The sequence below is a fragment of the Amycolatopsis methanolica 239 genome (assembly GCF_000739085.1).
Classification (GTDB): Bacteria; Actinomycetota; Actinomycetes; order Mycobacteriales; family Pseudonocardiaceae; genus Amycolatopsis_E; species Amycolatopsis_E methanolica.
The window spans coordinates 3072453-3095106 of sequence record NZ_CP009110.1 but is presented as its reverse complement, the minus strand read 5'-3'; the positions used below and the strand labels follow the sequence as shown (position 1 = coordinate 3095106).

Annotated in this window: 24 protein-coding genes; 12 read left to right on the top strand and 12 right to left on the bottom strand. The window is 71.4% G+C overall.

What is annotated here, in order from left to right; translation table 11 throughout:
• The first annotated feature begins 116 nt into the window (after positions 1-116).
• Positions 117-581: a hypothetical protein gene (locus tag AMETH_RS14880; protein ID WP_223843153.1), complete on the top strand. Its 465-nt coding sequence runs from the start codon at positions 117-119 to the stop codon at positions 579-581.
• Positions 582-615: 34 nt separating this feature from the next.
• On the opposite strand, the gene folP is transcribed toward AMETH_RS14880, so the two are convergent.
• A complete protein-coding gene (folP, locus tag AMETH_RS14875; RefSeq protein WP_051079604.1) occupies positions 616-1428 on the bottom strand; it encodes a dihydropteroate synthase in 813 nt (270 codons plus the stop codon).
• A gap of 145 nt (positions 1429-1573) precedes the next feature.
• Here folP and AMETH_RS14870 point away from each other — a divergent pair, with 145 nt between their 5' ends.
• Positions 1574-2200, top strand: a complete 627-nt coding sequence (locus AMETH_RS14870) for a TetR/AcrR family transcriptional regulator (RefSeq protein WP_017988059.1) — start codon at positions 1574-1576, stop codon at positions 2198-2200.
• 250 nt (positions 2201-2450) lie between these two features.
• On the opposite strand, the gene rpsA is transcribed toward AMETH_RS14870, so the two are convergent.
• Positions 2451-3947: a 30S ribosomal protein S1 gene (gene rpsA, locus AMETH_RS14865; protein WP_017988058.1), complete on the bottom strand. Its 1497-nt coding sequence runs from the start codon at positions 3945-3947 to the stop codon at positions 2451-2453.
• Between the two features lie 273 nt (positions 3948-4220).
• Between rpsA and AMETH_RS14860 the strand changes: the two genes are divergently transcribed.
• The 9 genes from AMETH_RS14860 (at position 4221) to AMETH_RS14825 (ending at position 11235) form a co-directional block, all read left to right on the top strand.
• Complete coding sequence (locus AMETH_RS14860; protein ID WP_017988057.1) at positions 4221-5090, top strand: class I SAM-dependent methyltransferase; 870 nt, start codon at positions 4221-4223, stop codon at positions 5088-5090.
• A complete protein-coding gene (locus AMETH_RS14855; protein ID WP_017988056.1) occupies positions 5081-6004 on the top strand; it encodes a GNAT family N-acetyltransferase in 924 nt (307 codons plus the stop codon). The genes AMETH_RS14860 and AMETH_RS14855 overlap by 10 nt, the downstream gene beginning before the upstream one ends.
• Before the next feature lie 73 nt (positions 6005-6077).
• A complete protein-coding gene (locus AMETH_RS14850) occupies positions 6078-6731 on the top strand; it encodes an ATP-binding cassette domain-containing protein (RefSeq protein WP_017988055.1) in 654 nt (217 codons plus the stop codon).
• Complete coding sequence (locus AMETH_RS14845) at positions 6728-8608, top strand: YhgE/Pip family protein (RefSeq protein ID WP_017988054.1); 1881 nt, start codon at positions 6728-6730, stop codon at positions 8606-8608. Before AMETH_RS14850 ends, AMETH_RS14845 begins: the two co-directional genes overlap by 4 nt.
• Positions 8605-9189: a TetR/AcrR family transcriptional regulator gene (locus tag AMETH_RS14840; RefSeq protein WP_017988053.1), complete on the top strand. Its 585-nt coding sequence runs from the start codon at positions 8605-8607 to the stop codon at positions 9187-9189. The genes AMETH_RS14845 and AMETH_RS14840 overlap by 4 nt, the downstream gene beginning before the upstream one ends.
• Positions 9190-9276: 87 nt before the next feature.
• Complete coding sequence (locus tag AMETH_RS14835) at positions 9277-9579, top strand: dihydrofolate reductase family protein (protein ID WP_017988052.1); 303 nt, start codon at positions 9277-9279, stop codon at positions 9577-9579.
• Between the two features lie 147 nt (positions 9580-9726).
• The gene (locus tag AMETH_RS14830; protein ID WP_017988051.1) at positions 9727-10080 is read left to right on the top strand and encodes a YciI family protein; all 354 of its coding nucleotides are present in this window, start codon (positions 9727-9729) and stop codon (positions 10078-10080) included.
• 40 nt (positions 10081-10120) lie between these two features.
• Positions 10121-10432, top strand: a complete 312-nt coding sequence (locus AMETH_RS42080; protein WP_338059789.1) for a sigma factor — start codon at positions 10121-10123, stop codon at positions 10430-10432.
• Positions 10357-11235 (top strand): RNA polymerase sigma factor, encoded by an 879-nt coding sequence (locus tag AMETH_RS14825; protein ID WP_323807005.1) that lies wholly within the window; start codon positions 10357-10359, stop codon positions 11233-11235. Before AMETH_RS42080 ends, AMETH_RS14825 begins: the two co-directional genes overlap by 76 nt.
• 457 nt (positions 11236-11692) lie before the next feature.
• Here the strand turns inward: AMETH_RS14825 and AMETH_RS14820 are convergent, their stop codons facing one another.
• From AMETH_RS14820 to polA, 4 genes are all read right to left on the bottom strand, one after another.
• Entirely contained in the window at positions 11693-12310 is a 618-nt protein-coding gene (locus AMETH_RS14820) for a Rossmann-fold NAD(P)-binding domain-containing protein (protein WP_223843152.1), read from the bottom strand.
• Positions 12311-12430: 120 nt separating this feature from the next.
• The gene (locus tag AMETH_RS14815) at positions 12431-12862 is read right to left on the bottom strand and encodes a VOC family protein (protein ID WP_017988049.1); all 432 of its coding nucleotides are present in this window, start codon (positions 12860-12862) and stop codon (positions 12431-12433) included.
• A 31-nt stretch (positions 12863-12893) separates the two neighbouring features.
• Positions 12894-13334: a helix-turn-helix domain-containing protein gene (locus AMETH_RS14810; RefSeq protein ID WP_017988048.1), complete on the bottom strand. Its 441-nt coding sequence runs from the start codon at positions 13332-13334 to the stop codon at positions 12894-12896.
• Between the two features lie 4 nt (positions 13335-13338).
• On the bottom strand, positions 13339-16074 hold the full coding sequence (gene polA / locus AMETH_RS14805; protein WP_026153987.1) for a DNA polymerase I: 2736 nt from the start codon (positions 16072-16074) through the stop codon (positions 13339-13341).
• An 85-nt stretch (positions 16075-16159) separates the two neighbouring features.
• On the opposite strand from polA, the gene AMETH_RS14800 reads away from it, so the two are divergent.
• Positions 16160-16603 (top strand): hotdog fold thioesterase, encoded by a 444-nt coding sequence (locus AMETH_RS14800; protein ID WP_017988046.1) that lies wholly within the window; start codon positions 16160-16162, stop codon positions 16601-16603.
• Positions 16604-16666: 63 nt separating this feature from the next.
• On the opposite strand, the gene AMETH_RS14795 is transcribed toward AMETH_RS14800, so the two are convergent.
• The 6 genes from AMETH_RS14795 to AMETH_RS14770 all read right to left on the bottom strand — a co-directional run bounded on the left by AMETH_RS14795 (position 16667) and on the right by AMETH_RS14770 (position 22578).
• Positions 16667-17380, bottom strand: coding sequence for an ABC transporter ATP-binding protein (locus AMETH_RS14795; RefSeq protein WP_017988045.1), 714 nt, complete (start codon positions 17378-17380; stop codon positions 16667-16669).
• Positions 17367-18284 (bottom strand): ABC transporter ATP-binding protein, encoded by a 918-nt coding sequence (locus tag AMETH_RS14790; RefSeq protein WP_017988044.1) that lies wholly within the window; start codon positions 18282-18284, stop codon positions 17367-17369. Before AMETH_RS14790 ends, AMETH_RS14795 begins: the two co-directional genes overlap by 14 nt.
• Positions 18281-19393: a branched-chain amino acid ABC transporter permease gene (locus tag AMETH_RS14785; protein WP_017988043.1), complete on the bottom strand. Its 1113-nt coding sequence runs from the start codon at positions 19391-19393 to the stop codon at positions 18281-18283. The genes AMETH_RS14790 and AMETH_RS14785 overlap by 4 nt, the downstream gene beginning before the upstream one ends.
• A complete protein-coding gene (locus AMETH_RS14780; RefSeq protein WP_026153986.1) occupies positions 19390-20385 on the bottom strand; it encodes a branched-chain amino acid ABC transporter permease in 996 nt (331 codons plus the stop codon). Before AMETH_RS14780 ends, AMETH_RS14785 begins: the two co-directional genes overlap by 4 nt.
• An 89-nt stretch (positions 20386-20474) precedes the next feature.
• Positions 20475-21647 (bottom strand): branched-chain amino acid ABC transporter substrate-binding protein, encoded by a 1173-nt coding sequence (locus AMETH_RS14775; RefSeq protein ID WP_017988041.1) that lies wholly within the window; start codon positions 21645-21647, stop codon positions 20475-20477.
• Between the two features lie 313 nt (positions 21648-21960).
• Complete coding sequence (locus tag AMETH_RS14770; protein ID WP_017988040.1) at positions 21961-22578, bottom strand: ANTAR domain-containing response regulator; 618 nt, start codon at positions 22576-22578, stop codon at positions 21961-21963.
• Positions 22579-22654 lie beyond the last annotated feature (76 nt).

Genomic DNA, 22654 nt, shown 5'->3' with positions numbered 1-22654 from the left:
CGCGCACCAGCGGGGAAGATCGACATGTACGGTCCCGTAGCGCTCGCCGGGCCACGGGGATGTTAGGGAGGATTGGCGTGACCACCGCGACCACCCAGGTAGACGACCTTCGGCTCGTGGCTGCACCGACCGCCGTCAGCTGCGCCGAGATGTTCGTCCGTTTCGCCCTCCTGGAGTGGAAACTGCGGCCACTGGCCGACGACGCGGCGGCCGTCATCCGGCACCTGGTGCGGTCCTCGGTGGAAGGGGCGGACCGGCGATCGCCCCGCTTCCTGACCGTCCGGTTGCGCCTGCACCGCGACGTCGTGGTCGTCGAACTCGACGACGACCGCCCCGGCGAACCCCCCGAGCTCCCCGGCTGGACCATCAACACCGTCGCCCTGCCCGGCGGGCACCGCACGGCGTGGTGCGAGCTGCCGCTGCCGCCCGGCCTGACCGGGGCCCTCCCGACGCGCTCCCCGCACCGCATGCCCAGCCCGGCGACCGAATACCCGGCCGAGGAGCCGTTGCCGGAGCCGGACTTCCTGGACTCGCAGATCCTGCAGCGCGTGCTGCACGGGCTCAACGGCTCCTCGCGATAGCGCTTTCCCAAAGCTGGCGGAGGCGCCGTCCGGCTCAGGCCAGGCCGCGCACCGCCTGGGCCGGTGGCCGGTCCCCGGCGATCGTCGCCACCATCTCCAGCACGCGGCGCGTCTGCTGGACCTCGTGCACCCGGAACACCTGCGCGCCGTCCCTGGCCGCGAGCGCGGTGGCGGCCAGGGTGCCGTCCAGCCGTTCCGTGACGCCCGCGCCGAGGGTCTCGCCCACGAAGTCCTTGTTGGACAGTGCCATGAGGACCGGCCAGCCGGTCGCGGTCAGCTCGCTCGCGTGCCGCAGCAGGGCGAGGCTGTGCCAGGTGTTCTTGCCGAAGTCGTGCGTCGGGTCGATCAGGACCCCGCCGCGGGGCACGCCGAGCGCCACGACCTCCTCGGCCCGGCGGGTGATCTCCTCGATCACCTGGCCGACGACGTCCTCGTAGCGGACGCGGAACGGGCGCGTGCGCGGCACCGCTCCCCCGGTGTGCGAGCACACGTACCCGGCGCCGAACTCGGCCGCGACCTCCGCCAGCCGCGGGTCGGCGCCCGCCCAGGTGTCGTTGAGCAGGTCCGCCCCGGCCTCGCAGGCCAGCCGTCCGACCTCGTGCCGCCAGGTGTCCACGCTGATCACCAGGTCCGGGTGCCGCCGGCGGATCTCCGCGACGAACGGCACCACCCGGCGGGTCTCCTCGTCGACCCCGACGTCGCTGCCGGGGCCGGCCTTGACCCCGCCGATGTCCACGATGTCCGCGCCCTCCGCGACGGCGCGGTCGACCGCCGCCAGCGCGTCCGGGTCCGCGAAGGACGCGCCCCGGTCGTAGAACGAGTCGGGCGTGCGGTTCACGATCGCCATCACGAGCGCGCGGTCGGCGACGACGCGCCGCCCGCGGAAGACCAAGTCGACTGCCACGAGTTCATCATGCCTGCCGTGGCGGGGGCACGATAACACGCGTTATGCCCTAAGTTGCTTCCAGGAGAGCGAAGGGGGTGCGCGGCGGATGGCCACCCGACACGGCCACGGCGACAACCACAGCAGGGAACGCTTCCTGCAGGCCGCGCTGACGGTTCTCCTCAAGCAGGGTGTTTCCGGGCTGACGGTGCGCAGCGTCGCCGAGGCGGCCGGCACGTCGACGATCGGGGTCTACACGCGCTTCGGCGGCCGCAACGGGGTTCTGGACGCGTTGTACGAGCGCACTTTCGAGATGCTGCACGAGAAGATCCGGGCGGTGCCGCCGGTTTCCGGCGATCCGGCCACGGGGATCCTCGCGCTGGCCCACGCCTACCGCCGGTTCGCGCTGGACAGCCCGGCGCGGTACGCGTTCATGTTCGAGCAGTCGGTGCCCGGGTTCGACCCGGACCCGGACCTGCGGGCGTTCGCGCAGCGCAGCAGCTTCGACCTGCTCGTGGACCGGGTGGCGCCGGTGACGCCGTCCGGCCGGGACCCGAACGTCACCGGGTACCTGATCTGGACCACGATGCACGGGCTGGTGAGCGTCGAGCTGACCCACCGCGCACGCAACCCGCCGCCGAAGTGGTTCATCGAGACCACCGACGACGCCTACGACGAGGTGTTCGGCGCCGGCATCCGCGCGATGATCAACGGGCTGGACCTCGAACTCGCCTGAACCACTCCCGCCCCCTCCCCCGCCGCGGTCCCGCGACGCGGCATTCACCCCCGCACGAAGGCACAGCGCGCCGCCGCACGCATCGGAGCGCCGATCCGGGCCGCCCCGCAGCGCCCGCCCTCGGCCACGGCCCCCCGATCCGGCTTCGCCGTCCTGCAGCGCCGGCCCCGCCGGTCGCCCCCGGCAACGACCGTGGCCCCCGGTCCAAGCAGGACCGGGGGCCACGGATCAGTCACTCAGCCGGGAGGGCTCACGCACCGCCCGAGAGCTTTTCGCGCAGAGCCGCGAGCTGCTCGTCGCTGGCGAGGGTGCCGCCGCTCCGCTGCTCCGAGCCACCGCCGGTCGAGCTGTAGTTCTGCTCGCCGCCGCCGACCGGACCACCGGTGGCCTCCTCGGCCGCCGCCTGGGCGCTGGCCTCGGCAGCCTTGGCGATCTGCCGCATGTGGGCCTCGTAGCGGGCGTGCGCCTCGGCGTACTGGCGCTCCCACTCCTCACGCTGCTTGTCGTAGCCTTCCTGCCACTCCTGCGTGTCGGGGTCGAAGCCCTCGGGGTAGATGTAGTTGCCCTGGTCGTCGTACTCGGCGGCCATGCCGTACTGCGTCGGGTCGAACTCGGTGTCGGTGGTGAAGCCCTCGTTCGCCTGCTTCAGCGACAGCGAGATCCGGCGGCGCTCCAGGTCGATGTCGATGACCTTGACCATGACCTCGGTGCCGACCTGCACGACCTGCTCCGGGATCTCCACGTGGCGCTCGGCCAGCTCGGAGATGTGCACCAGGCCCTCGATGCCCTCCTCGACGCGGACGAACGCGCCGAACGGGACGAGCTTGGTGACCTTGCCCGGCACGATCTGGCCGATCGCGTGGGTGCGGGCGAACTGGCGCCACGGGTCTTCCTGGGTCGCCTTCAGCGACAGGGACACGCGCTCGCGGTCCATGTCGACGTCCAGCACCTCGACGGTGACCTCCTGGCCGACCTCGACGACCTCGGACGGGTGGTCGATGTGCTTCCAGGACAGCTCCGAGACGTGCACCAGACCGTCGACGCCGCCGAGGTCGACGAACGCGCCGAAGTTGACGATCGAGGACACGACGCCCTTGCGGACCTGGCCCTTGGCGAGCGCGTTGAGGAACTCGCTGCGGACCTCGGACTGGGTCTGCTCGAGGTAGGCCCGGCGGGACAGGACCACGTTGTTGCGGTTCTTGTCCAGCTCGATGATCTTCGCCTCGAGCTCGCGGCCGACGTAGGGCTGCAGGTCGCGCACGCGGCGCATCTCCACCAGGGAGGCGGGCAGGAAGCCCCGCAGGCCGATGTCGAGGATCAGGCCGCCCTTGACGACCTCGATGACGGTGCCCTTGACGGGCTCGTCCTTCTCCTTGAGCTCCTCGATCGTGCCCCAGGCGCGCTCGTACTGGGCGCGCTTCTTGGACAGGATCAGCCGGCCTTCCTTGTCCTCCTTCTGGAGAACGAGGGCCTCGACCTCGTCACCGACGCTGACGACCTCGCCGGGATCGACATCGTGCTTGATGGACAGCTCACGCGAGGGGATGACGCCCTCGGTCTTGTAACCGATGTCGAGCAGCACCTCGTCGCGGTCGACCTTGACGATGGTGCCCTCAACGATATCGCCGTCGTTGAAGTACTTGATCGTCTTGTCGATCGCGGCGAGGAAGTCTTCCTCCGACCCGATGTCGTTGACGGCGACCTGGGCGGCGCCGGACGTCGGGGCGGTGGTGGTGTCGGTGGTCATTAGGTGGGTTGCTCCGGTTGGTTTACGGCTCGAGTAGGTTTGCAGTTTGCGCGCGCGGTGAGCGTGCGACGGCAACCATGAGCAAACGTTCACAACGGAACGGCCGCGGAGCATCACCGCCGACGGTGCGCGACCCGGAACCCGGCTCAGCTCTGCCGAGTGGAAGGTAGCGCGAACCCACTGCGCTAGAGATATCGTACGCGGCCGCCCGCGCGCGGCACAAACAGGGTCGCCCGCACGGACGCGGCGGGGCTGACCGGTGAGAATACCGGTGTGACGACGGCGGCAGACGACAACGGCGGCGAGCTCGACCCGGACCGGCACGCCCGCGCCGAACACCGGCTCGGCACGGTCGGCGTGGCGCACCGGCAGGTGACCGCGGACGAGGCGACGGCGGCCAACCTGGCCTGGTGGGACGCGGACGCCGACGACTACCAGGCGGCCCACGGCGGCTTCCTCGGCGACGCGGACTTCGTGTGGTGCCCGGAGGGCGTGCGGGAGGCCGACGCCCGGCTGCTCGGCGACGTGCGCGGCCGCCGCGTGGCCGAGATCGGGTGCGGCCAGGCGGCGTGCTCGCGCTGGCTGGCCACGGCGGGCGCGCACCCGGTCGGCCTCGACCTGTCGCCCGGGATGCTCCGGCACGCCCGCGCGGGCGCGGCGCGCACCGGGATCGAGGTGCCGCTGGTCCAGGCGACGGCCGAGCGGCTGCCGCTGGCGGACGGCAGCGTCGACGTGGCCTGCTCGGCCTTCGGCGCACTGCCCTTCGTGGCCTCGATCGAGACCGTGTTCGCCGAGGTGCGCCGAGTGTTGCGGCCGGGCGGGCCGTGGGTGTTCGCGGTGACCCACCCGATCCGGTGGATCTTCCCGGACGACCCGGGGCCGGCCGGGCTGACCGCGAGCCAGCCGTACTTCGACCGCACCCCCTACGTGGAGGTCGACGGGGACGGGCACGCGACCTACGTCGAGTACCACCGCACGGTGGGCGACTACGTGCGGGCGCTGGCGGCCACCGGGTTCGCACTGGAGGACCTGGTCGAGCCGGAGTGGCCGGCCGGGCACACCCGGGTGTGGGGCCAGTGGAGCCCGTTGCGGGGCAAGCTCTTCCCGGGCACGGCGATCTTCCGGGCGCGCGCGTGCCCGTGAGCGCGGCGCTGCTGTCCGCGCAGCGGGCCCGGTTCAGCGCGCTGGACCCGCTGCTGCCGCCCGCCGCGCCGCAGCCGGAGGGCGAGGTGCTGGTCGCGGCGACCGCGGACGGCACCCGCGTCACCGGGGTGGTCCAGGTGCAGCGGCACCAGCCGGGCGCGTTCGACCTGCTGTGGTCGGCCGAGCAGGTGTGGCAGCTGTTCCCGTGCGTCGGGGACACCGGGACCGCGGGCATGGACGCGCTGCTGCGGGCCTGGCGGCGCCGGATGGACCAGGAGTCGCCCGGCGCGGACTCGTCGTGCACGGTGACCTGGCCGAGCCGGGACGCCGAGGCGGTGCGCGCGTTTCTCGACCACGGCCTGGTCCCGCTGTCCGTGCTCGCCGTGCGCACCGGCCGGCCGGCGGAGCACCCGCCCCCGCCGGGGGTGACGATCCGCCGCGCGCGGCCGGAGGACCTCGAGGAGGTCGTGGCGCTGTCGCTGGTCACGTTCCGCTACTCCAGCCTGGTCGCCGGGCCGTGGCGGCCGGGCACCGCGGAGCTGATCACCCCGCGGCTGGAGCGCAACCTCGCCGCGGGCGCGCCGGTCTGGCTCGCCGAACGGGACGGCGTCGCCGTCGCGCTGGCCGACTGCGGCTGGGTCGAGTCGGCGCCCGGGTCGTGGGCCGCCGAGTTGCTGCCCGCCGGACAGTGGGGTTACGTCAACAACGTGGCGACCAGCGAGCACGCGCGCGGCGAAGGCATCGGCAGGGCGCTGCTGAGCCGGGTGCACCGCGAGTTCGCCGACCTCGGCGCCCGCGCGACCTACCTCTACTACAACCCGGCCAACCCGCTGTCCTCGGTGTTCTGGCCGCGCCAGGGGTACCGGCCGCTGTGGTCGTACTGGGAGGTCCGGCCGGCGTCCGCACTGCGGTGACCCCCGAGTTGCGGGCTCCCGGGGACGGGCGTAGGTTTTGAACTGACCAGTCAGTTCAAAAGAAGGGGATCCTGTGCGGGTGCACGCCGACCGGGTCACCGTCGAAGGTCCGCACGGCACGGTGCTGCCGCCGACCTCGCTCACCGTCGCCGAGGGCGAACTCGTCTTCGCGCACGGCGAGCCGGGCGCCGGGGTGACCGCGTTCGGTCTCGCCCTGACCGGGCGGATGCGGCCGACGACCGGGCTCGTGACGATCGACGGCAAGACGGACGCGGCGAAACTGCGCCGCGTCAGCGCCGTGGTGGACGCGCCGGAGATCACCGCGCCGGAGGGCTCGCTGCCGGTGCGGATGGTCGTCGCCGAGGAGCTGTCGATCGGGAAGCTGCCCGCGGGCAAGGACGCCGTCGCGCGGTGGCTGTCCGAGCACGACCTCGCCGGGCGCGCGGACGTCCGGTTCGAGCACCTGTCCCCCGCCGAGCGCACCCGGCTGCTCACCGCGCTGGCCGCCGCGCGGCCCGGTGTGCGGCTGCTCGTGCTCGACGCCCCGGACCGGCATACCAGCGACGTCGGGAGCTGGGCCGGCCTCGCCCGCGAACACGCCGAGCGCGGCTTCGCCGTCGTCGTGCTGACCGCCACCGCCCCACCCGGGGTGCTGCCCGCTCCTCCGGCGCTGCTCGGCCGCACCGAACAGCCCGAACCCGAACTCGTGCAAGGAGATCCGCAGTGACCGGCCTCCGGCTCGCCGCCGGGGAACTGCGCCGCCTGACCTCCGGCAAGCTGCCCAAGCTCGCCGTGGCCGCGCTGGTGCTCGTCCCCCTGCTGTACGCGTCGTTCTACCTCTACGCCAACTTCGACCCCTACGGCCGCCTCGGCAAGCTGCCCGCGGCGATCGTCAACGAGGACGCGGGCACCGCCGACCGCAACGTCGGCGACGAGGTCACGTCCACGGTGGTCGGGTCGGGCACGTTCCAGTGGCACGAGGTCTCCGCGGCCGAGGCCGACGCCGGGGTGCGCGACGACCGCTACGCGTTCGCGATCACCGTCCCGCGCGACTTCTCCGCCGCGCTGCTCTCCAGCGGCAACTTCACCCCGCAGCGCGCCACGATCCAGCTGACCACGAACGACGCGAACAACTACCTCTCGCACACCATCGCCAACCAGGTCGCCGAGCAGATCCGCGACACGATCGCGGAGAAGGTGAGCAGCGAGGCCGCGAACCGGTTCCTGATGGGCTTTTCGACCATCTACCAGCAGACCCAGCAGGCCGCGACCGGCGCGACCCAGCTCGCCGACGGCGCGAACCGCCTGCTCACCGGCCAGCAGCAGCTCGCGGACGGGGCGCAGCAGCTGGCCACCGGCAGCGCCCAGCTGTCGTCCGGGCTGTCCACGCTCCGGTCGAGCACCGCGACCCTGCCGCAGAGCACGCGGCAGCTGGCCGACGGCGCGCAGCAGGTCGCCGACGGCAACAGCCAGGTCGCCGCGGCCGGGTCCACCGTCGCGAGCGGTTCCGCCCAGCTCGTGCGCAACCTCGACAACGTGAACAACCAGCTCACCGACCGGCTGCGCGCGGCCGGGCTGTCCGAGACCGACATCGAGCGGGTGCAGGGCGTGCTGGGCGACCTGCGGGCCCCGGTCGACCAGGCCAACGCGAAGGTCCAGCAGACGTCGGCCCAGCTGAACCAGCTCGCCGACGGGGCACGGCAGGTCGCGGCCGGCGCCGCCACGCTCGCGAACTCGGCGCCCGCACTGTCCGGCGGGATCGCGCAGGCCGCCGACGGCGCGAGCACGCTCTCGGCCGGGGCGAACCAGCTCAACGACGGTGAAAAGACCGCCCTGTCCGGCACGCAGGAACTGGCGACCGGCGCCGGGCAGCTGCGGGACGGTCTCAACAACGGGCTGCAGCAGATCCCCAACCCCAGCGACCCGACGCGGACCGCGACGGCGGACACGATCGCCGACCCGGTCGAGGTCAACTCGGTCGGCGTCGCCTCCGCGGGCACCTACGGCGCCGGGCTGGCCCCGTTCTTCCTCGCCCTGGCCACCTGGATCGGCGCGTTCGTGCTGTTCCTGCTGATCCGGCCGCTGTCGTCGCGGGCGATCGCGGCGGGCACCGCGCCGCTGCGGGTCGCGCTCGGCGGGTGGCTGCCCGCGGCTCTGCTGGGCATCGCGCAGGTCGTCGTGTTGTTCGCCGCGGTGACCTGGTTCGTCGGCATCCACATCGCGAACCCGGTGGGCGCGCTGGCGTTCGCGATCCTGGCGTCGCTGACGTTCACCGCGATCGTGCACGCGCTCAACGCGTTCTTCGGCGCCGTCGGCAAGTTCCTCGGGCTGGTGCTGCTGGTGCTCCAGTTGGTCAGCGCGGGCGGCACGTTCCCGTGGCAGACCCTGCCGGACGCGCTGTACCCGCTGCATGTCGTGCTGCCGATGGGGTACGTGGTCGACGGGCTGCGGCACCTGCTCTACACCGGCGCGTCGCTGCGGAACCTGCTGGACATCGGGGTGCTGGTCGCCTATCTGGCAGGCGCGCTCGCGGTGTCGGCGCTGGCGGCGCGCAGGCAACGGGTGTGGACGGTGTCGAAGCTGCAGCCGGAGCTGTCGCTGTGAGCCCGCGCGGCGAGAACACCAAGCAGAAGCTGTTCGAGGCGACGCTGCGGCTGGCCACCGAGAAGGGGCTGGCCGGGCTGACGGTGGACGAGATCGCGGCGGCGGCCGGGGTCGCGAAGGGCACGGTGTACTACAACTTCGGCAGCAAGGACGGGCTGATCGACGCGCTGCTGCGCTACGGCGTCGGTCAGCTCGCCGAGCGGCTGCGGGCGCACGCGGCCGAGCCGGACCCGGTGGCCGCGCTGGAGTCCCTGGTGGACACCGGGCTGGAGTTCATCGCGGGGCACCGCGGGTTCTCGCAGATCCTGGTGAGCGAGCTGTGGCGAACGCCGGGCCAGTGGCAGGAGACGCTGTCGCTGCTGCGCGAGGACATCGTCTCCATCGTGAAGGAACAGCTGCAGCGGGTGGCCGACGCCGGGCGTCTGCCGCCGGGCATCGAGGTGCCGACCGCGGCGGCCGGGCTGTTCGGCACACTGCTGGTCGTCGCGCTGGACTGGCAGGTGTTCCAGCCGCAGCGCTCCCGTGCGGAGGTGCGTGAAGGCATCATGCTCCTCGTCCGGGGTGTGGCCCGCGCAGATTAGTTCCCGCTGGTTGTCGATTCCGGGGCCGCTCGTTCGCTGTCAGGGCGCGGGCGTCACCAGGGCGCCCCCGAGGAGAGGGCCGACGGCGTGATGCAGGCGCCGGGCGGCCCGGACGAGGACCGCGACGGCGGTTTCGCGCACGGCGGCTGGGCGGTGCCGTTCACCGGCGAGCGGGTGCTGGAGCTGACGCTCGAGTTCGACCGCGGGGCAGGCGCGCTGCTGCTCGGCCGGAAGACCTATGAGGAGTTCGCCGCGGCGTGGCCGCTGGCCGACGACCCGTTCGTCGACGTGGTGAACGGCCTGCCGAAGTTCGTCGCCTCGCGGACGCTGACCGGGGTGGGCTGGCGCAACTGCACATTGGTGCGCGGACGCCGCCGCGGCGGTGGCTGAGCTCAAGCGCGGCTGTTCGGCGCCGGCGCCGGGCCGGGCTCGCTGGAGCTGACCCACTCGGAGCGGCTGCCGCGGGGCGGGCTGCTCCACCGTTACCGGCGCGCGGGCGGGCTCGATTGTGGCGATGGGCCCGGAAACGGGGAACTGGTGAGCGGGGACGAGACGATGCCGCAGTACGCGATCCTGATCTACGAGAAGGAACTCCCCGGCGGCGCGGCCGACATTGCGCCCGAGGTCATGGAGGCCAACCTGGCCGTCGGGCCGAAGATCGAGGCCATGGGGGCGCGGGTGGTGCACGAGCAGGGACTGCAGCCGGTGGCGCGGGCCCGCACGATCCACAAGGGCGGCGCGGTGACCGACGGCCCGTTCCTGGAGAGCAAGGAGGTCATCGCCGGGTTCCTCGTGGTCGAGGCGGCCGACCTCGACCAGGCGGTGGCGATCGGGAAGCTGCTGCCGATCATGGACGGGGCGGTCGAGGTGCGGCCGCTGATCGAGGTGTGACCGGGGTCCGGGACGCCGTCGCCGTCGCGCACCGCCGCGAGTGGGCCAGGTGCTCGCCGCGACGGTGCGCGTCACGCGTGATCTCGACCTGGCGGAGGAGTGCGTCCAGGACGCCTACGCCGCCGCGCTCACCGAGTGGGCACGCGACGGCGTCCCGGACCGACCGGCCGCCTGGCTGACCACGGCGGCGCGGCACAACGCGCTGGACGTTCTGCGGCGCGCGGCGACGCTGCGCGCGAAGCCGCCGTTGCTGGTCGAGCCCGCGCCGGACGGCCGGTGGCCGACGACCCGCTGCGGCTTGTGTTCCTGTGCTGCCACCCCGCGCTGTCGCCCGAGGCGCAGGTGGCGCTGACCTTGCGGCTGGTGTGCGGCGTGCCGACGCCGGACGTCGCGGCCGCGCGGATCTCGTTCCGGATGCCGGCGCCGGCCGAGCTGCCGGAGCAGCTGGACGCGGTGCGGACCACGATCCACCTGCTGTTCACGACCGGGCACACGGCGCCGTCGGGCGAGTCGCTGACGCGGGTGTCGTGCGCCGAGCGGGCGCTGGAACTGGCGCGGCTGCTGCGGGAGCTGGTGCCCGACTCGCGGGAGGTGCGCGGGTTGCTGGCGTTGCTGCCGATGGGGCACGCGCGCCAGGCCACGCGCACGGACGGGACGGGGCGGCTCCTGCTGCTGTCCGAACAGGACCGTTCCCGCTGGGACCGCGCCGCGCTGGCGGAGGCGGACGAGCTGGTGGTATCGGCCCTGCGGGGCGGCCCGCCAGGACGGTTCGCGCTGCAGGTGGCGATCGCGATGCCGCACGCGAGCGCGCCGTCGTACGAGGAGACGGACTGGCCGCAGATCCTGGTGCTGTACGACGAACTGGCGAAGGTGTGGCCGTCGCCGGTGGTGGCGCTGAACCGGACGGTGGCGGTGGCGATGGTGGACGGCCCGGCGCAGGCCCTGGCCGAGGTGACGGAGCTGGAAGCCGACCCGAGGCTGTCCGGGTACCACTACCTGCCCGCGATCAAGGCCGATCTGTTGCGGCGCTCAGGCCGGTTCGCCGAGGCGGCCGGATGTTACGAGGAAGCACTGCGCCTGACGGACAACGAGGTCGAACTCGCATTCCTGGCCGAACGCCTCGCGGAGATGCGGGAAACGGGCTCGGTGGGTTGACGCGCCGCGCGCGGCGCCCGCCGCCAGGGCGCTCCCCGGGGCATGCTGTCCCGGCTGTCAGGGCGCGCGCCGAGTGGACGGTCCAGCGCAGCAGCGGCCACGCCCGCCCGCCAACAAAGCGGCCCCGCCCGGCACCGGCAAACCACCGCGAACTCCGCCGGCACACAGTCCCGTGCCGGGGCGCGCGCCGAGCGCACCAGCGGCCGCGCCGCCATCGAGGCCGATCCCCCGCCCGGCGGCGGCAAACCTCCGCCAATCCCGGCGGCACATGATTCCCGCTGCCAGGCGGGCGCCGAGCGAGCGGTCCAGCGCAGCGGCGGCCGACCACCATCAAGGCAGATCCCGCCAGCCCGCTATCAAGGCGGCTCCCCGCCCGGCATCGTCACGCCATCAAGGCAGGTCCCATCCGGCATCGGCGATGCCTCCGGGCCGTCGGCCGGAGGCACCTGCCGCGGGGCTAGCGCACCATGGGCCGCAGCTGGCCGATCTGGTGGGTGGACGTCGCGTGGCCGTTCAGGGCCCGGCGCACCGCTTCGAGGACTCCCTCCCCGATCTCGGCCTGCGCCAGTGACCGGTGGGCGTCGTAGGCGGAGACCGTGCCCAGTTGCACCACCTGGGTCGGGTGCAGGGGCAGCAGCGGGTCGGGCGGCTCGACCGCCCCGGTGCCGCTGAGGCCGCCCCGCACCTCCACCACCGGCGCGCCGTCGGCGAGCAGGGACTCCACCGCGCCCATCACCGACCGCCGGTACTGCTCGTGGATCCACGCGACCAGCAGGTCCGCCTGCCCGCGCAGCGCCAGCTCCGCCTTCGCCCCGAGCTCCCGCGGCCGGTCCCAGTGCGCCTCGACCCAGATCGCCTTCCCACCGCCCCACGGACGGATCGTGCCGTCGCGGAAGGGCCGGTGCCCCGGCGGCCGCATCGACCGCCGCGCCGCCTCCCCCGGCCGCACCTCGCAGTCGAGCGGGTGGTATCGCCGGGACGGCAGCACCACGTGCCAGCCCTCCCGGGTCAGGACTTCGGCGAGCCCGGCCAGCATCCCCGTACCCGCCAGGATCAGCGCTTTCCGGCCAGCCATGACCCCACGCTACCTGCTGCTCCCGGCACGGGCAGCCTCTCGACGTGGCGTTCTCCCGCCAGCAACGCGCCGGAAACTTCCCACGCCGAAACGCCCGGTCCGGCCGGAAACCGGCGAAGATCAGCCCCAGTCCTTGCCCGGGTCGAACGCGTGCGGCTGGGTGAGGCTGAACCAATTGCCGGAGTCGTCGCGGAACACGGCCTCGATCCCGTACGGCCGTTCGGCAGGCTCCTGCAGGAACGTGACGCCGCGGGCGGCCAGTTCGGCGTGCGTCCCGCGGCAGTCGGCGGTCTTCCACACACCCCCGCCGAGCGCGCCCTTGGCCACCAGTTCCCGGATCTGCTTCTCGGTCTCCGCGTCGTGCTGCGGCGGCCCCGGCTTCATGAGGATGAAGTCGAGGTCCGGCTGGTCGGCCGGGCCGACCGTGAGCCAGCGGAACTCGCCGATCCGCAGATCCTGCCGCACCTCGAAACCCAGCTTCTCGGTGTAGAACGCCTTCGCCGAGTCCTGGTCCAGCACGTAGACGCTGGAGTGGGACAGCCCCTTGATCATCGCGAACCTCCTGTGGTCGATGGGAGGAACGCTACTGACCTGGGGCGTCCCCGGGCTTCTCCGAATGTGCTGTTCCCGCCGTGGGCCGGGTCCACATCATCAGGTAACACCCGGGCACCGGCGGCGGGGCGTCCGAGCGCACCCGCGCCCGGTACTCGCTCGGCGAGGAGCCGGTGATCTCGGCGAAGCGCCGGCTGAACGTGCCGAGGCTGGTGAACCCGACCGCCAGGCACACCTCGGTGACCGTCAGGTTCACCGACCGCAACAGGTCCTGCGCCCGCTCGATGCGCCGCCGCGTCAGGTAGGCCTTCGGGCTTTCCCCGTACGCGGCGGCGAACGAGCGCATGAAGTGGTAGCGCGAACAGCAGGCGACGGCGGCGAGCGCGTCCACGTCAAGGGGTTCGGCGTAGTGCGCGTCCATCCAGTCCTTGGCGCGGCGCACCTGCGCCACCACCGCCGCCCGGTCTGTCATGCCGTCAGTGCGCCGCCTCGTTCCAGGATCGGCCGAACCCGACCGACACCTCCAGCGGGACGGCCAGCTCGTAAGCCGCGCCCATCTCGCGCCGCACCAGCTCCTCGACCTGGTCGCGCTCGCCCTCGCTGACCTCGACGATCAGTTCGTCGTGCACCTGCAGCAGCACCCGCGACCGCAGGCCGGCCTCGGCGATCGCGCGGTGCACGCCGATCATCGCGACCTTGATGATGTCGGCGGCGCTGCCCTGGATCGGCGCGTTGAGCGCCATCCGCTCGGCCATCTCGCGCCGCTGCCGGTTGTCGCTGTTGAGGTCGGGCAGGTAGCGGCGGCGGCCGAAGATCGTCTCGGTGTAGCCGACCTTGCCCGCCTCGACCACGACGCTGTGCAGGTAGTCGCGCACCCCGCCGAACCGGGCGAAGTACTCGTCCATCAGCCCGCGGGCCTCCTCGGTGGAGATCCGCAGCTGCTGCGACAGCCCGTAGGCCGACAGCCCGTAGGCCAGGCCGTAGTTCATCGCCTTGATTTTCGCCCGCTGCGGCCCGGTGACCTCGGCCGGGTCGACGCCGAACACGCGCGCCGCGGTGGCGGCGTGGAAGTCGAACCCGGACTGGAACGCCTCGATCAGGGCCGCGTCCTCGGACAGGTGCGCCATGATCCGCATCTCGATCTGGCTGTAGTCCGCGGTGAGCAGCTCCGCGTACCCGTCGCCGACGACGAAGGCGTCGCGGATGCGGCGGCCCTCCTCGGTGCGGATCGGGATGTTCTGCAGGTTCGGGTCCACAGAGGACAGCCGTCCGGTGGCCGCGATGGTCTGGTGCAGCGTGGTGTGGATCCGGCCGTCGTCGGCGACCGACTTGAGCAGGCCCTCGACGGTGCTCTTGAGCCGGGTGGCGTCACGGTGCTCCAGCAGGTGCTGCAGGAACGGGTGCTCGGTCTTCTCGTACAGCGTCTGCAGCGCCTCGGCGTCGGTGGTGTAGCCGGTCTTGGTGCGCTTGGTCTTCGGCATGCCCAGCTCGTCGAACAGCACCACCTGCAGCTGCTTGGGCGAGCCCAGGTTGACCTGCTTGCCGATCACGCCGTAGGCGGCCTCGGCGGCCTGCTTCACGCGGGCACCGTAGTGCGCCTCCAGCGCGGTCAGCTGCTCGATGTCGACGGCCACGCCCGCGGCCTCGACCTCGGCGATGACCTGCAGCAACGGCAGCTCGATGTCGCCGAGCAGCCTGGTGCCGCTGATCTTCTCCAGCTCGCTGGAGAGCGCGCCGGCCAGCTCAGCGACGGCGCTGGCGCGGACCAGCTCGCCCTGCACCAGCTTCTTGTCGCCGTCGTCGCCGTCGAGCAGGGACAGCTGGCCGTCGCCGGAGTCGCTGTCGTTGCGCAGCTCGCGCTGCAGGTACCGCAGCACCAGGTCGTCCAGCTCGAACGACCGTTGCCCCGGCCGGACCAGGTACGCGGCCAGCTCGGTGTCCATCGCCAGGCCCGCGAGCTTCCAGCCGCGCGCTCGCAACGCGTGCAGCGGCACCTTCAGCGCGTGCCCGGCCTTGGCGATCGCCGGGTCGGCCAGCCACGCGGCCAGCGCCTGCTCGTCGGCCTCGTCCAGGGCGGTGACGTCGACGTACCCGGCCTCCCCGCCCGGCGCGGCCAGGCTGATCGACTGGATGTCGGACCGCACCGACGAACCGGTGGTGCGGAAGGACAGGCCCACGGTCTGGCCTGCCTTGGTGTGCTTCGACAGCCACGCCGCGAGACCGCCGGAGGGCACCGCGGCGCCCTCCACCTCGAACCCGGACTCGGCCTCCGGCTCGGCGCTGGACAGCGTCTGGAACAGCCGGTCGCGCAGCACCCGGAACTCGAGCTCGTCGAACAGCCGGTGGACCGCGTCCCGGTCCCACGGCCTGAGCGCGAGGTCGCCGGGCGTGGCGTCCAGCGGCACGTCCCGCACCAGCTCGGTGAGCTGGCGGTTGAGCGTCACCGAGCTCAGGTGTGCGCGCAGCGCGTCCCCGACCTTGCCCTTGACCTCGTCGACCCGGTCGATCAGCGCGTCCAGCGACCCGAACTGCTGGATCCACTTGGTGGCGGTCTTCTCCCCCACGCCCGGGATGCCCGGCAGGTTGTCCGACGGGTCGCCGCGCAGCGCCGCGAAGTCCGGGTACTGCGACGGCGTGAGCCCGTACTTCTCGGCGACCCCGGCCGGGTCGTAGCGGACCAGGTCGGACACGCCCTTGCGCGGGTACAGCACCGTCGTCGAGTCGTCCACCAGCTGCAGCGCGTCACGGTCGCCGGTGCAGATCAGGACCTGGTAGCCCTCGGCCGTCGCCTGCGTGGTGAGCGTGGCGATGATGTCGTCGGCCTCGTAGTTCTCCTTGGTCAGCGCCGGGATGCCGAGCACCCCGAGCACGTCCTTGACCAGGTCGACCTGCCCCTTGAACTCGTCCGGCGTCGACGTCCGGGTCGCCTTGTAGTCGGCGAACGTCGCCGAGCGGAACGTCTGCCGCGACACGTCGAACGCCACCGCGAGGTGCGTGGGCTGCTCGTCGCGCAGCAGGTTGATGAGCATCGAGGTGAACCCGAACACCGCGTTGGTGACCTGGCCGGTGGAGGTCTTGAACCGGTCGGCAGGCACGGCGAAGAAGGCGCGGTAGGCCATCGAGTGGCCGTCGATCAGCAACAGCCGCGGCCGTCCTTCCGCGGGCGCCGTCGCTGTGGTGTTGGCTACTGGCTGGTTCTGGCTGGGGCTCACGGGTGCGAGTCTAGGGTGGGGCACCGACAGAACCGCGCGAGCGGTCGTTCCGCCCTGCCGTCGTCTCACCGAGGAGTCACCCGCGTTGTCCGAGAACCTCTCCGAAGCCATCCGCGAGCAGCTCGCGGGCATCGATCCGCGCGTCGCGGAGCAGCAGCTCAACGACAAGCTCGGCATCGAGTTCGTCGAGCTCACGGCGGAGCGGGTGGTCGGCACGATGCCCGTTGAGGGCAACCTGCAGCCCTACGGCCTCCTGCACGGCGGCGCGAACGCCGTGCTCGCGGAGGCGCTGGGCTCGACCGTGGCAGCGCTCAACGCGGGGGCGGACAAGGCCACGCTCGGGTTCGAGCTCTCCTGCACCCACCACCGCGCGGCGCGGGAAGGCCTGGTCACCGGTGTGGCGACGCCACTGCACGTCGGGCGGGGCACCATCACCGCAGAGATCGTGCTGACCGACGACCAGGGCCGCCGCACCTGCACCGCGCGGCTGTCCTGCCTGGTGCGGGACGCCGCCCCCGGCAGCCGCTGACCCGGACGAAGAAGGGCCCCGGCGCACGAGCGCCGGGGCCCTTGTCGTTCCAGATCCACCCGATCAGGCGACGCCCAGGTAGGCCTCCTTGATCGCGGAGTCCGCCAGCAGCTCGGTGCCGGTGCCGGTCTTGGTGATCCGGCCGGTCTCCAGCACGTACGCCCGGTGGGCGCGGGACAGCGCCTGCTGCGCGTTCTGCTCCACCAGCAGCACGGTGGTGCCCTGCTTGTTGATCTCCGTGACGATCCGGAAGATCTGCTGGATGAACTGCGGCGCGAGCCCCATCGAGGGCTCGTCGAGCAGCAACAGCCGCGGCTTGGCCATCAGCGCCCGGCCCATGGCCAGCATCTGCTGCTCACCGCCGGACAGGGTGCCGCCGGCCTGGTTGCGCCGCTCCGCCAGCCGCGGGAACAGGTCGAACACGCGGTCCAGGTCGGGCTGCAGGTTCTTCCGGTCCTTGCGCGCGTAGGCGCCCATGTCCAGGTTCTCCGCGACCGTCATCCCCGGGAACACCCCGCGCCCCTCGGGCACCTGCGAGATGCCACGGACGACCCGCAGGTCGGCGCGCAGCTTCGTGATGTCCTCGCCGGCGAAGGTGATCCGGCCCGCCGACAGCGGGCGGATGCCGGAGATGGCGCGCATCGTGGTGCTCTTGCCGGCGCCGTTCGCGCCGATGAGAGCGACGACCTCGCCCTCGTCGACCCGCAGCGTCAGCTCCGAGACCGCCTGGATCCGTCCGTAGTGGACGGAGACCCCGTCAAGCTCAAGCAGCGTCATCGTCAGGCACTCCCAGGTAGGCGGCGATCACAGCGGGGTTCTCCCTGATCTCGGCCGGCAGTCCTTCGGCGATCTTCTTGCCGAACTCCAGTACGACGATCCGGTCGGTCACGCCCATGACCAGCTTCATGTCGTGCTCGATCAGCAGGACGGTGAAGCCGTCGTCGCGGATCTTCCGGATCAGCCCCATGAGCTCTTCCTTCTCCGCCGGGTTGAACCCGGCGGCAGGCTCGTCGAGGCACAGCAGCTTCGGCTCGGTGGCCATCGCCCGCGCGATCTCCAGGCGGCGCTGGTAGCCGTACGGGAGGTTCTTGGCCTTGTCCGCGGCCCGGTCGGCGATGCCGACGAACTCCAGCAGCGCCATCGCCCGCTCGACCGCCGTCTTCTCCTCGCGGTGGTGCCGCGGGAGCCGCAGCAGCGCGCCGAGGACACTGGTCTTGTGGCGGGCGTCGGTGCCGACCACCACGTTCTCCAGCGCGGTCATCTCGCCGAAGAGCCGGATGTTCTGGAAGGTGCGGGCGATGCCGCGCTGGGTGATCTGATGCCGGGTGGCCTTGCCCAGCGGCTTGCCCTCCAGCAGCACCTGCCCCGACGTGGGCCGGTAGACCCCGGTCATCGCGTTGAAGCAGGTGGTCTTGCCCGCACCGTTGGGCCCGATCAGGCCCAGGATCTCGCCGCGGCGGATGCCGAACGACACCGAATCCAGAGCGGTGAGGCCGCCGAACTTCAGCGTGACGTCGCGGAGCTCGAGCAGGGTCTCGCCGACCTCGACCTGGATGTCCCGGTCGACGGCGACCGCCTCGGCGACCTCGGCGTCGTGCTCGGCACGCTGCTCCGGGGTCATCCGGGCGACCTCGGCGACCAGGCCGCCCTCGACCGGGGCGTCCTCGGTGGGGTGGCTCATCGGGGACCTCCCGTCGTGTCGGCGGCCAGTGCGCTCTCCCCGCTGATCTGCTCACCGCGGCCGAGCAGCCGCTGGTAGGCCTGGCGGCCCCGGGCCAGCAGCCGCTGCCGGGCGCCGAGCAGGCCCTGCGGGCGGAAGATCATCAGGATGATCAGCGCGATGCCGAAGATGAGGTAGTTGTACTCGGCCAGCTGCACGAACCGCAGCGGCAGGTAGGCCACCACGGCGGCGCCGAGCAGCACGCCCACCTTGTTGCCCGCGCCGCCGAGCACCACCGCGGCCAGGAACAGCATCGAGGTGATGACGTCGAACGACTGGTTGTTCACGAACCCGAGCTTGCCCGCGTAGAGCGCGCCGGACAGGCCGCCGATCGCGGCGCCGATGACGAACGCCCAGATCTTGAACTTGAACACCGGGACGCCCATGATCTCGGCGACGTCCTCGTCCTCGCGGATCGACACCCAGGCGCGGCCGACCCGGCTGCGTTCCAGGTTCCCGACCAGCAGCAGGACCGCGATGATGATCGTGACCGTCAGCCAGTACCAGGCGGTGGCGTTGGCGAAGAACGGCGTGCCGTTCGCGTCGGTGCCGACCCGCTCGAAACCGGACTGGCCGCGCAGCGGGTCGACGTTGTCCGCCACCAGGCGGATGATCTCGCCGAACCCGAGCGTGACGATCGCCAGGTAGTCACCGCGCAGCCGCAGGGTCGGGGTGCCCAGGATGATCCCGAAGATCATCGTGACCACCATCGCCAGCGGCAGCGTCCACAGGTAGGGCAGGTGGTGCAGGCTGGAGTTCGGGCTGGTGAACAGCGCCGCGACGTAGGCGCCGACGGCGAAGAAGCCGACGTAGCCCAGGTCCAGCAGGCCCGCCTGGCCGACGACCACGTTGAGCCCGATCGCGACCAGCGCGTAGCGGGCCACGTCGAACATCGCGGTCGGGAAGTCGGTGCCGGTCGTCGCGATCAGCGGCGGGTTGAGCACCGGCAGGAAGTAGATCAGCACCACGACCGGGATGAGGAACGCCCACTGGGCCGGCCGGGACAGGTTGTTCCACTGCTCGCGGATGGAGCGGCGCTTCGGCGGCGCGCTCACCGTCTGGGTCGTCATACGCGTGCCTTCCCGAGGGACTCGCCGAGGATGCCGGTGGGACGGAACATCAGGACGACGATCAGCACGACGAACGCCACGATGTCCTTCCACTCGCCGCCGAACAGCGACTGCCCGTAGTTCTCCACGAGACCGAGCAGGAACCCGCCGAGCAGCGCGCCGCGCAGGTTGCCGATCCCGCCGAGCACGGCCGCGGTGAACGCCTTGATGCCGAGCAGGAAGCCGCCGTTGTAGATGGCGCCCTGCGGGATCCGCATCATGTAGAACAGCGCGGCGGCGCCGGCGAGCAGCCCGCCGACGAGGAACGTGATGACGATGACCCGTTCCTTGTTGACGCCCATCAGCGTGGCGGTGTCCGGGTCCTGGGCGACCGCGCGGATGCCGCGCCCGAGTCGGGTCCGGTTGACGAAGTAGTCGGCCACGAACCACAACAGGACAGCGGCCACGAACAGGATGATATGGATGTTCGTCACCGTCGCGCCGAAGAGCCGGAACAACGGTTCCGGCTGCAGCAGGCGGATCTGGGGCTGCTGGTTGAGACCGAAGATCAGCCGCAGGGTCTGCTGGATGGCGAACGAGGCGCCGATCGCGGTGATCAGGAAGACCAGGCGCGGCGCGTTGCGCTTTCTCAGCGGCCGGTAGGCCACGCGTTCCAGCAGCACCGCGGTGCCGCCGGAGACCGCCATCGCGGCGAGGCAGGCGATGGCGAGGAAGAGAATGATCTCGAAGACCGACAGCGCCGGAGTGGCGCCGGAGCGGAACCCGAGGCCGTAGAACGTCAGCCAGGTGGCGAACGCGCCGACGACGAAGACCTCGGAGTGCGCGAAGTTGATGAGTTTGAGCACGCCGTAGACGAGCGTGTAGCCCAGTGCCACGAGGGCGTAGATGCCGCCGAGCGCGAGGCCGTCGACGGTGTTGTTCCAGAACTGCTCCGCCAGGCCGGCCACGTCGAAGGAGATCCATGGCTCGGACTGCGCGAGAAATGGGGTCATCGCGGGGTACAAGGGTTCACTCTATTCCCGGGTACGGATCGGGCATGCACGCGACGGTCGGCCGCGTGCATGCCCGATAGGCCAGGTCGTTAGCTGATCTGGCCGTTGTTGACGATCCTGCCGTTCTCGACGCGGTAGCTCCACACCGGAGTGTCGGAGAGCTCGCCCTTGTCGTTCCACTTGAACTTCTTCGTCAGTCCCTGACCGTCGTAGTTCTTGACGTAGTTCAGCATCGCCGCGCGGTCCTTGATGCCGCTGTCGATGCCCTTGAGGAAGATGGTCGTGACGTCGTAGCCCTCGGGCGAGTACGTGCCCGGGTCGGCGCCCTCGACCGACTTGAACGCCGCCGTGAAGTCCTTGAAGTTGTCCTCCGGGACGCACGGGCAGGTGAAGTAGGCGTTGGTCGCGCCGCCGCCGGCGCCCTTGAGGAACTCGTTGTCCTTCACGCCGTCCGGCCCGACGAACTTGGCGGTGACGCCCTTGTCGTTGAGCTGCTGCGCGAACGGGCCCGCTTCGGGGTAGTAGCCGGAGTAGAAGATGGCGTCCGGGCTCTCGGTGGAGATCTTGTTGACCACCGCGGAGAAGTCGGTCTGGCCGGTCTTCACCTTGTCGCTGCACGAAGCCTTCGAGCCCAGCGCCTGCTTCACGGCGTTGGCCAGGCCGATGCCGTACTCGGAGTCGTCCTCGATGACGCAGACCTTGTTGGCCTTGAGCGTGTCGGTGAGGAACTTGGCCGCGGCCGGGCCCTGAACCGAGTCGTTGCCCATGCCGCGGAAGAAGGTCTTCCAGCCGTTGGTGGCCAGCGCCGGGTTGGTCGCCGAGGGGGTGATGGTCACCAGGCCGGCCTGGTTGAACAGGTTGCCCGCCGCCTTGGACTCACCGGAGAAGGGCAGGCCCACGACGCCGATGATGTCGGGTTCGCTGATGACCTGGGTGACGATGCCCGGGGCCCTGTCCGGCTTGCCCTCGGTGTCGAACTGCTTCAGCGTGACCTGGCAGTTCGGGTTCGCCTCGTTGTGCTGCTTCACCGCGAGGTCGGCGCCGCGCAGGATGTTCTGGCCGAGCGCCGCGCTGGCGCCGTTGATGGTGCCCGCGTACGCGATCGAGACTCCCGAGCACACCGCCTTGCCGTCGCCGCGCGGGTTGGCCGCGTCAGCCGCCTGCGAAGGCGCCGCCGCCGAGCCAGTGGTGTTGCCCGACGTACTCCCCTCGTCACGCGCCGCGCACGCACCAAGCGCCAGCGTCGCCGCCGCTGCCAGCACGAGAACTCGCGTGAGTCGTGCTCCTGACACTCGTTCCTCCAATATCCACCCGGCCGCGGACTGCGGCCGTCCCGGGATGGGACCTATCGGGCGCTGAACGTAGCCGCCCGGTGAGGTCAAGCACAGCGGTACGCGCTGTCTTGTTTCCACATCGTGACGGGGGTCACTATAGTTCACCCATGATTTACACCCGGTTGCTGCATTGCAACAACCGGGTGATAACAACCAGTGACCTTTGCTCAGATGAGCAGCGCCGTCACGCCCTCATTGGAGTGATGTCGGAGCTTTTGACCTCCCACGCGATCGCGGGGGGTTACTTCTGACCGATGCTCTCGACGACCGCCTGGGCAACGGCCTTCATGGTCGTGCGCCGGTCCATGGCGGTGCGCTGGATCCACCGGAACGCGTCCGGCTCGGTCAGCCCCTGGTGGGTCATCAGCAGGCCCTTGGCCCGGTCGATGACCTTGCGGGTCTCCAGCCGGTCGGACAGGCTGGCGACCTCGGCCTCCAGTGCCTGCATCTCCGAGAACCGGCTGACGGCCAGCTCGATCGCGGGAACGAGGTCCCGCTTGTTGAACGGCTTGACCAGGTACGCCATCGTGCCCGCGTCACGGGCGCGCTCCACCAGCTCGCGCTGGCTGAACGCGGTCAGGATGACCACGGGGGCGATGCGATCGGTGGTGATCTGGGACGCCGCCTCGATGCCGTCCAGCTTGGGCATCTTGACGTCCAGGATCACCAGGTCGGGCTTGAGCTCGGCTGCCAGCTTGATGGCCTCTTCGCCGTCGCCCGCCTCGCCGACCACCTGGTATCCCTCTTCGCGCAACATCTCGACGAGGTCAAGCCGGATCAGTGCTTCGTCTTCGGCGACGAGCACCCGACGCTGCGGAGCGGTGGCCACACCGCTGGCCTCGGTAGCCTCTTCGGTCACCGGGGTCCTCCTGCGTGCTCGACGGAATGTGGAATGCGGCTAACCGCAGGACGAGCCTACCCGGAACGATCCAGTC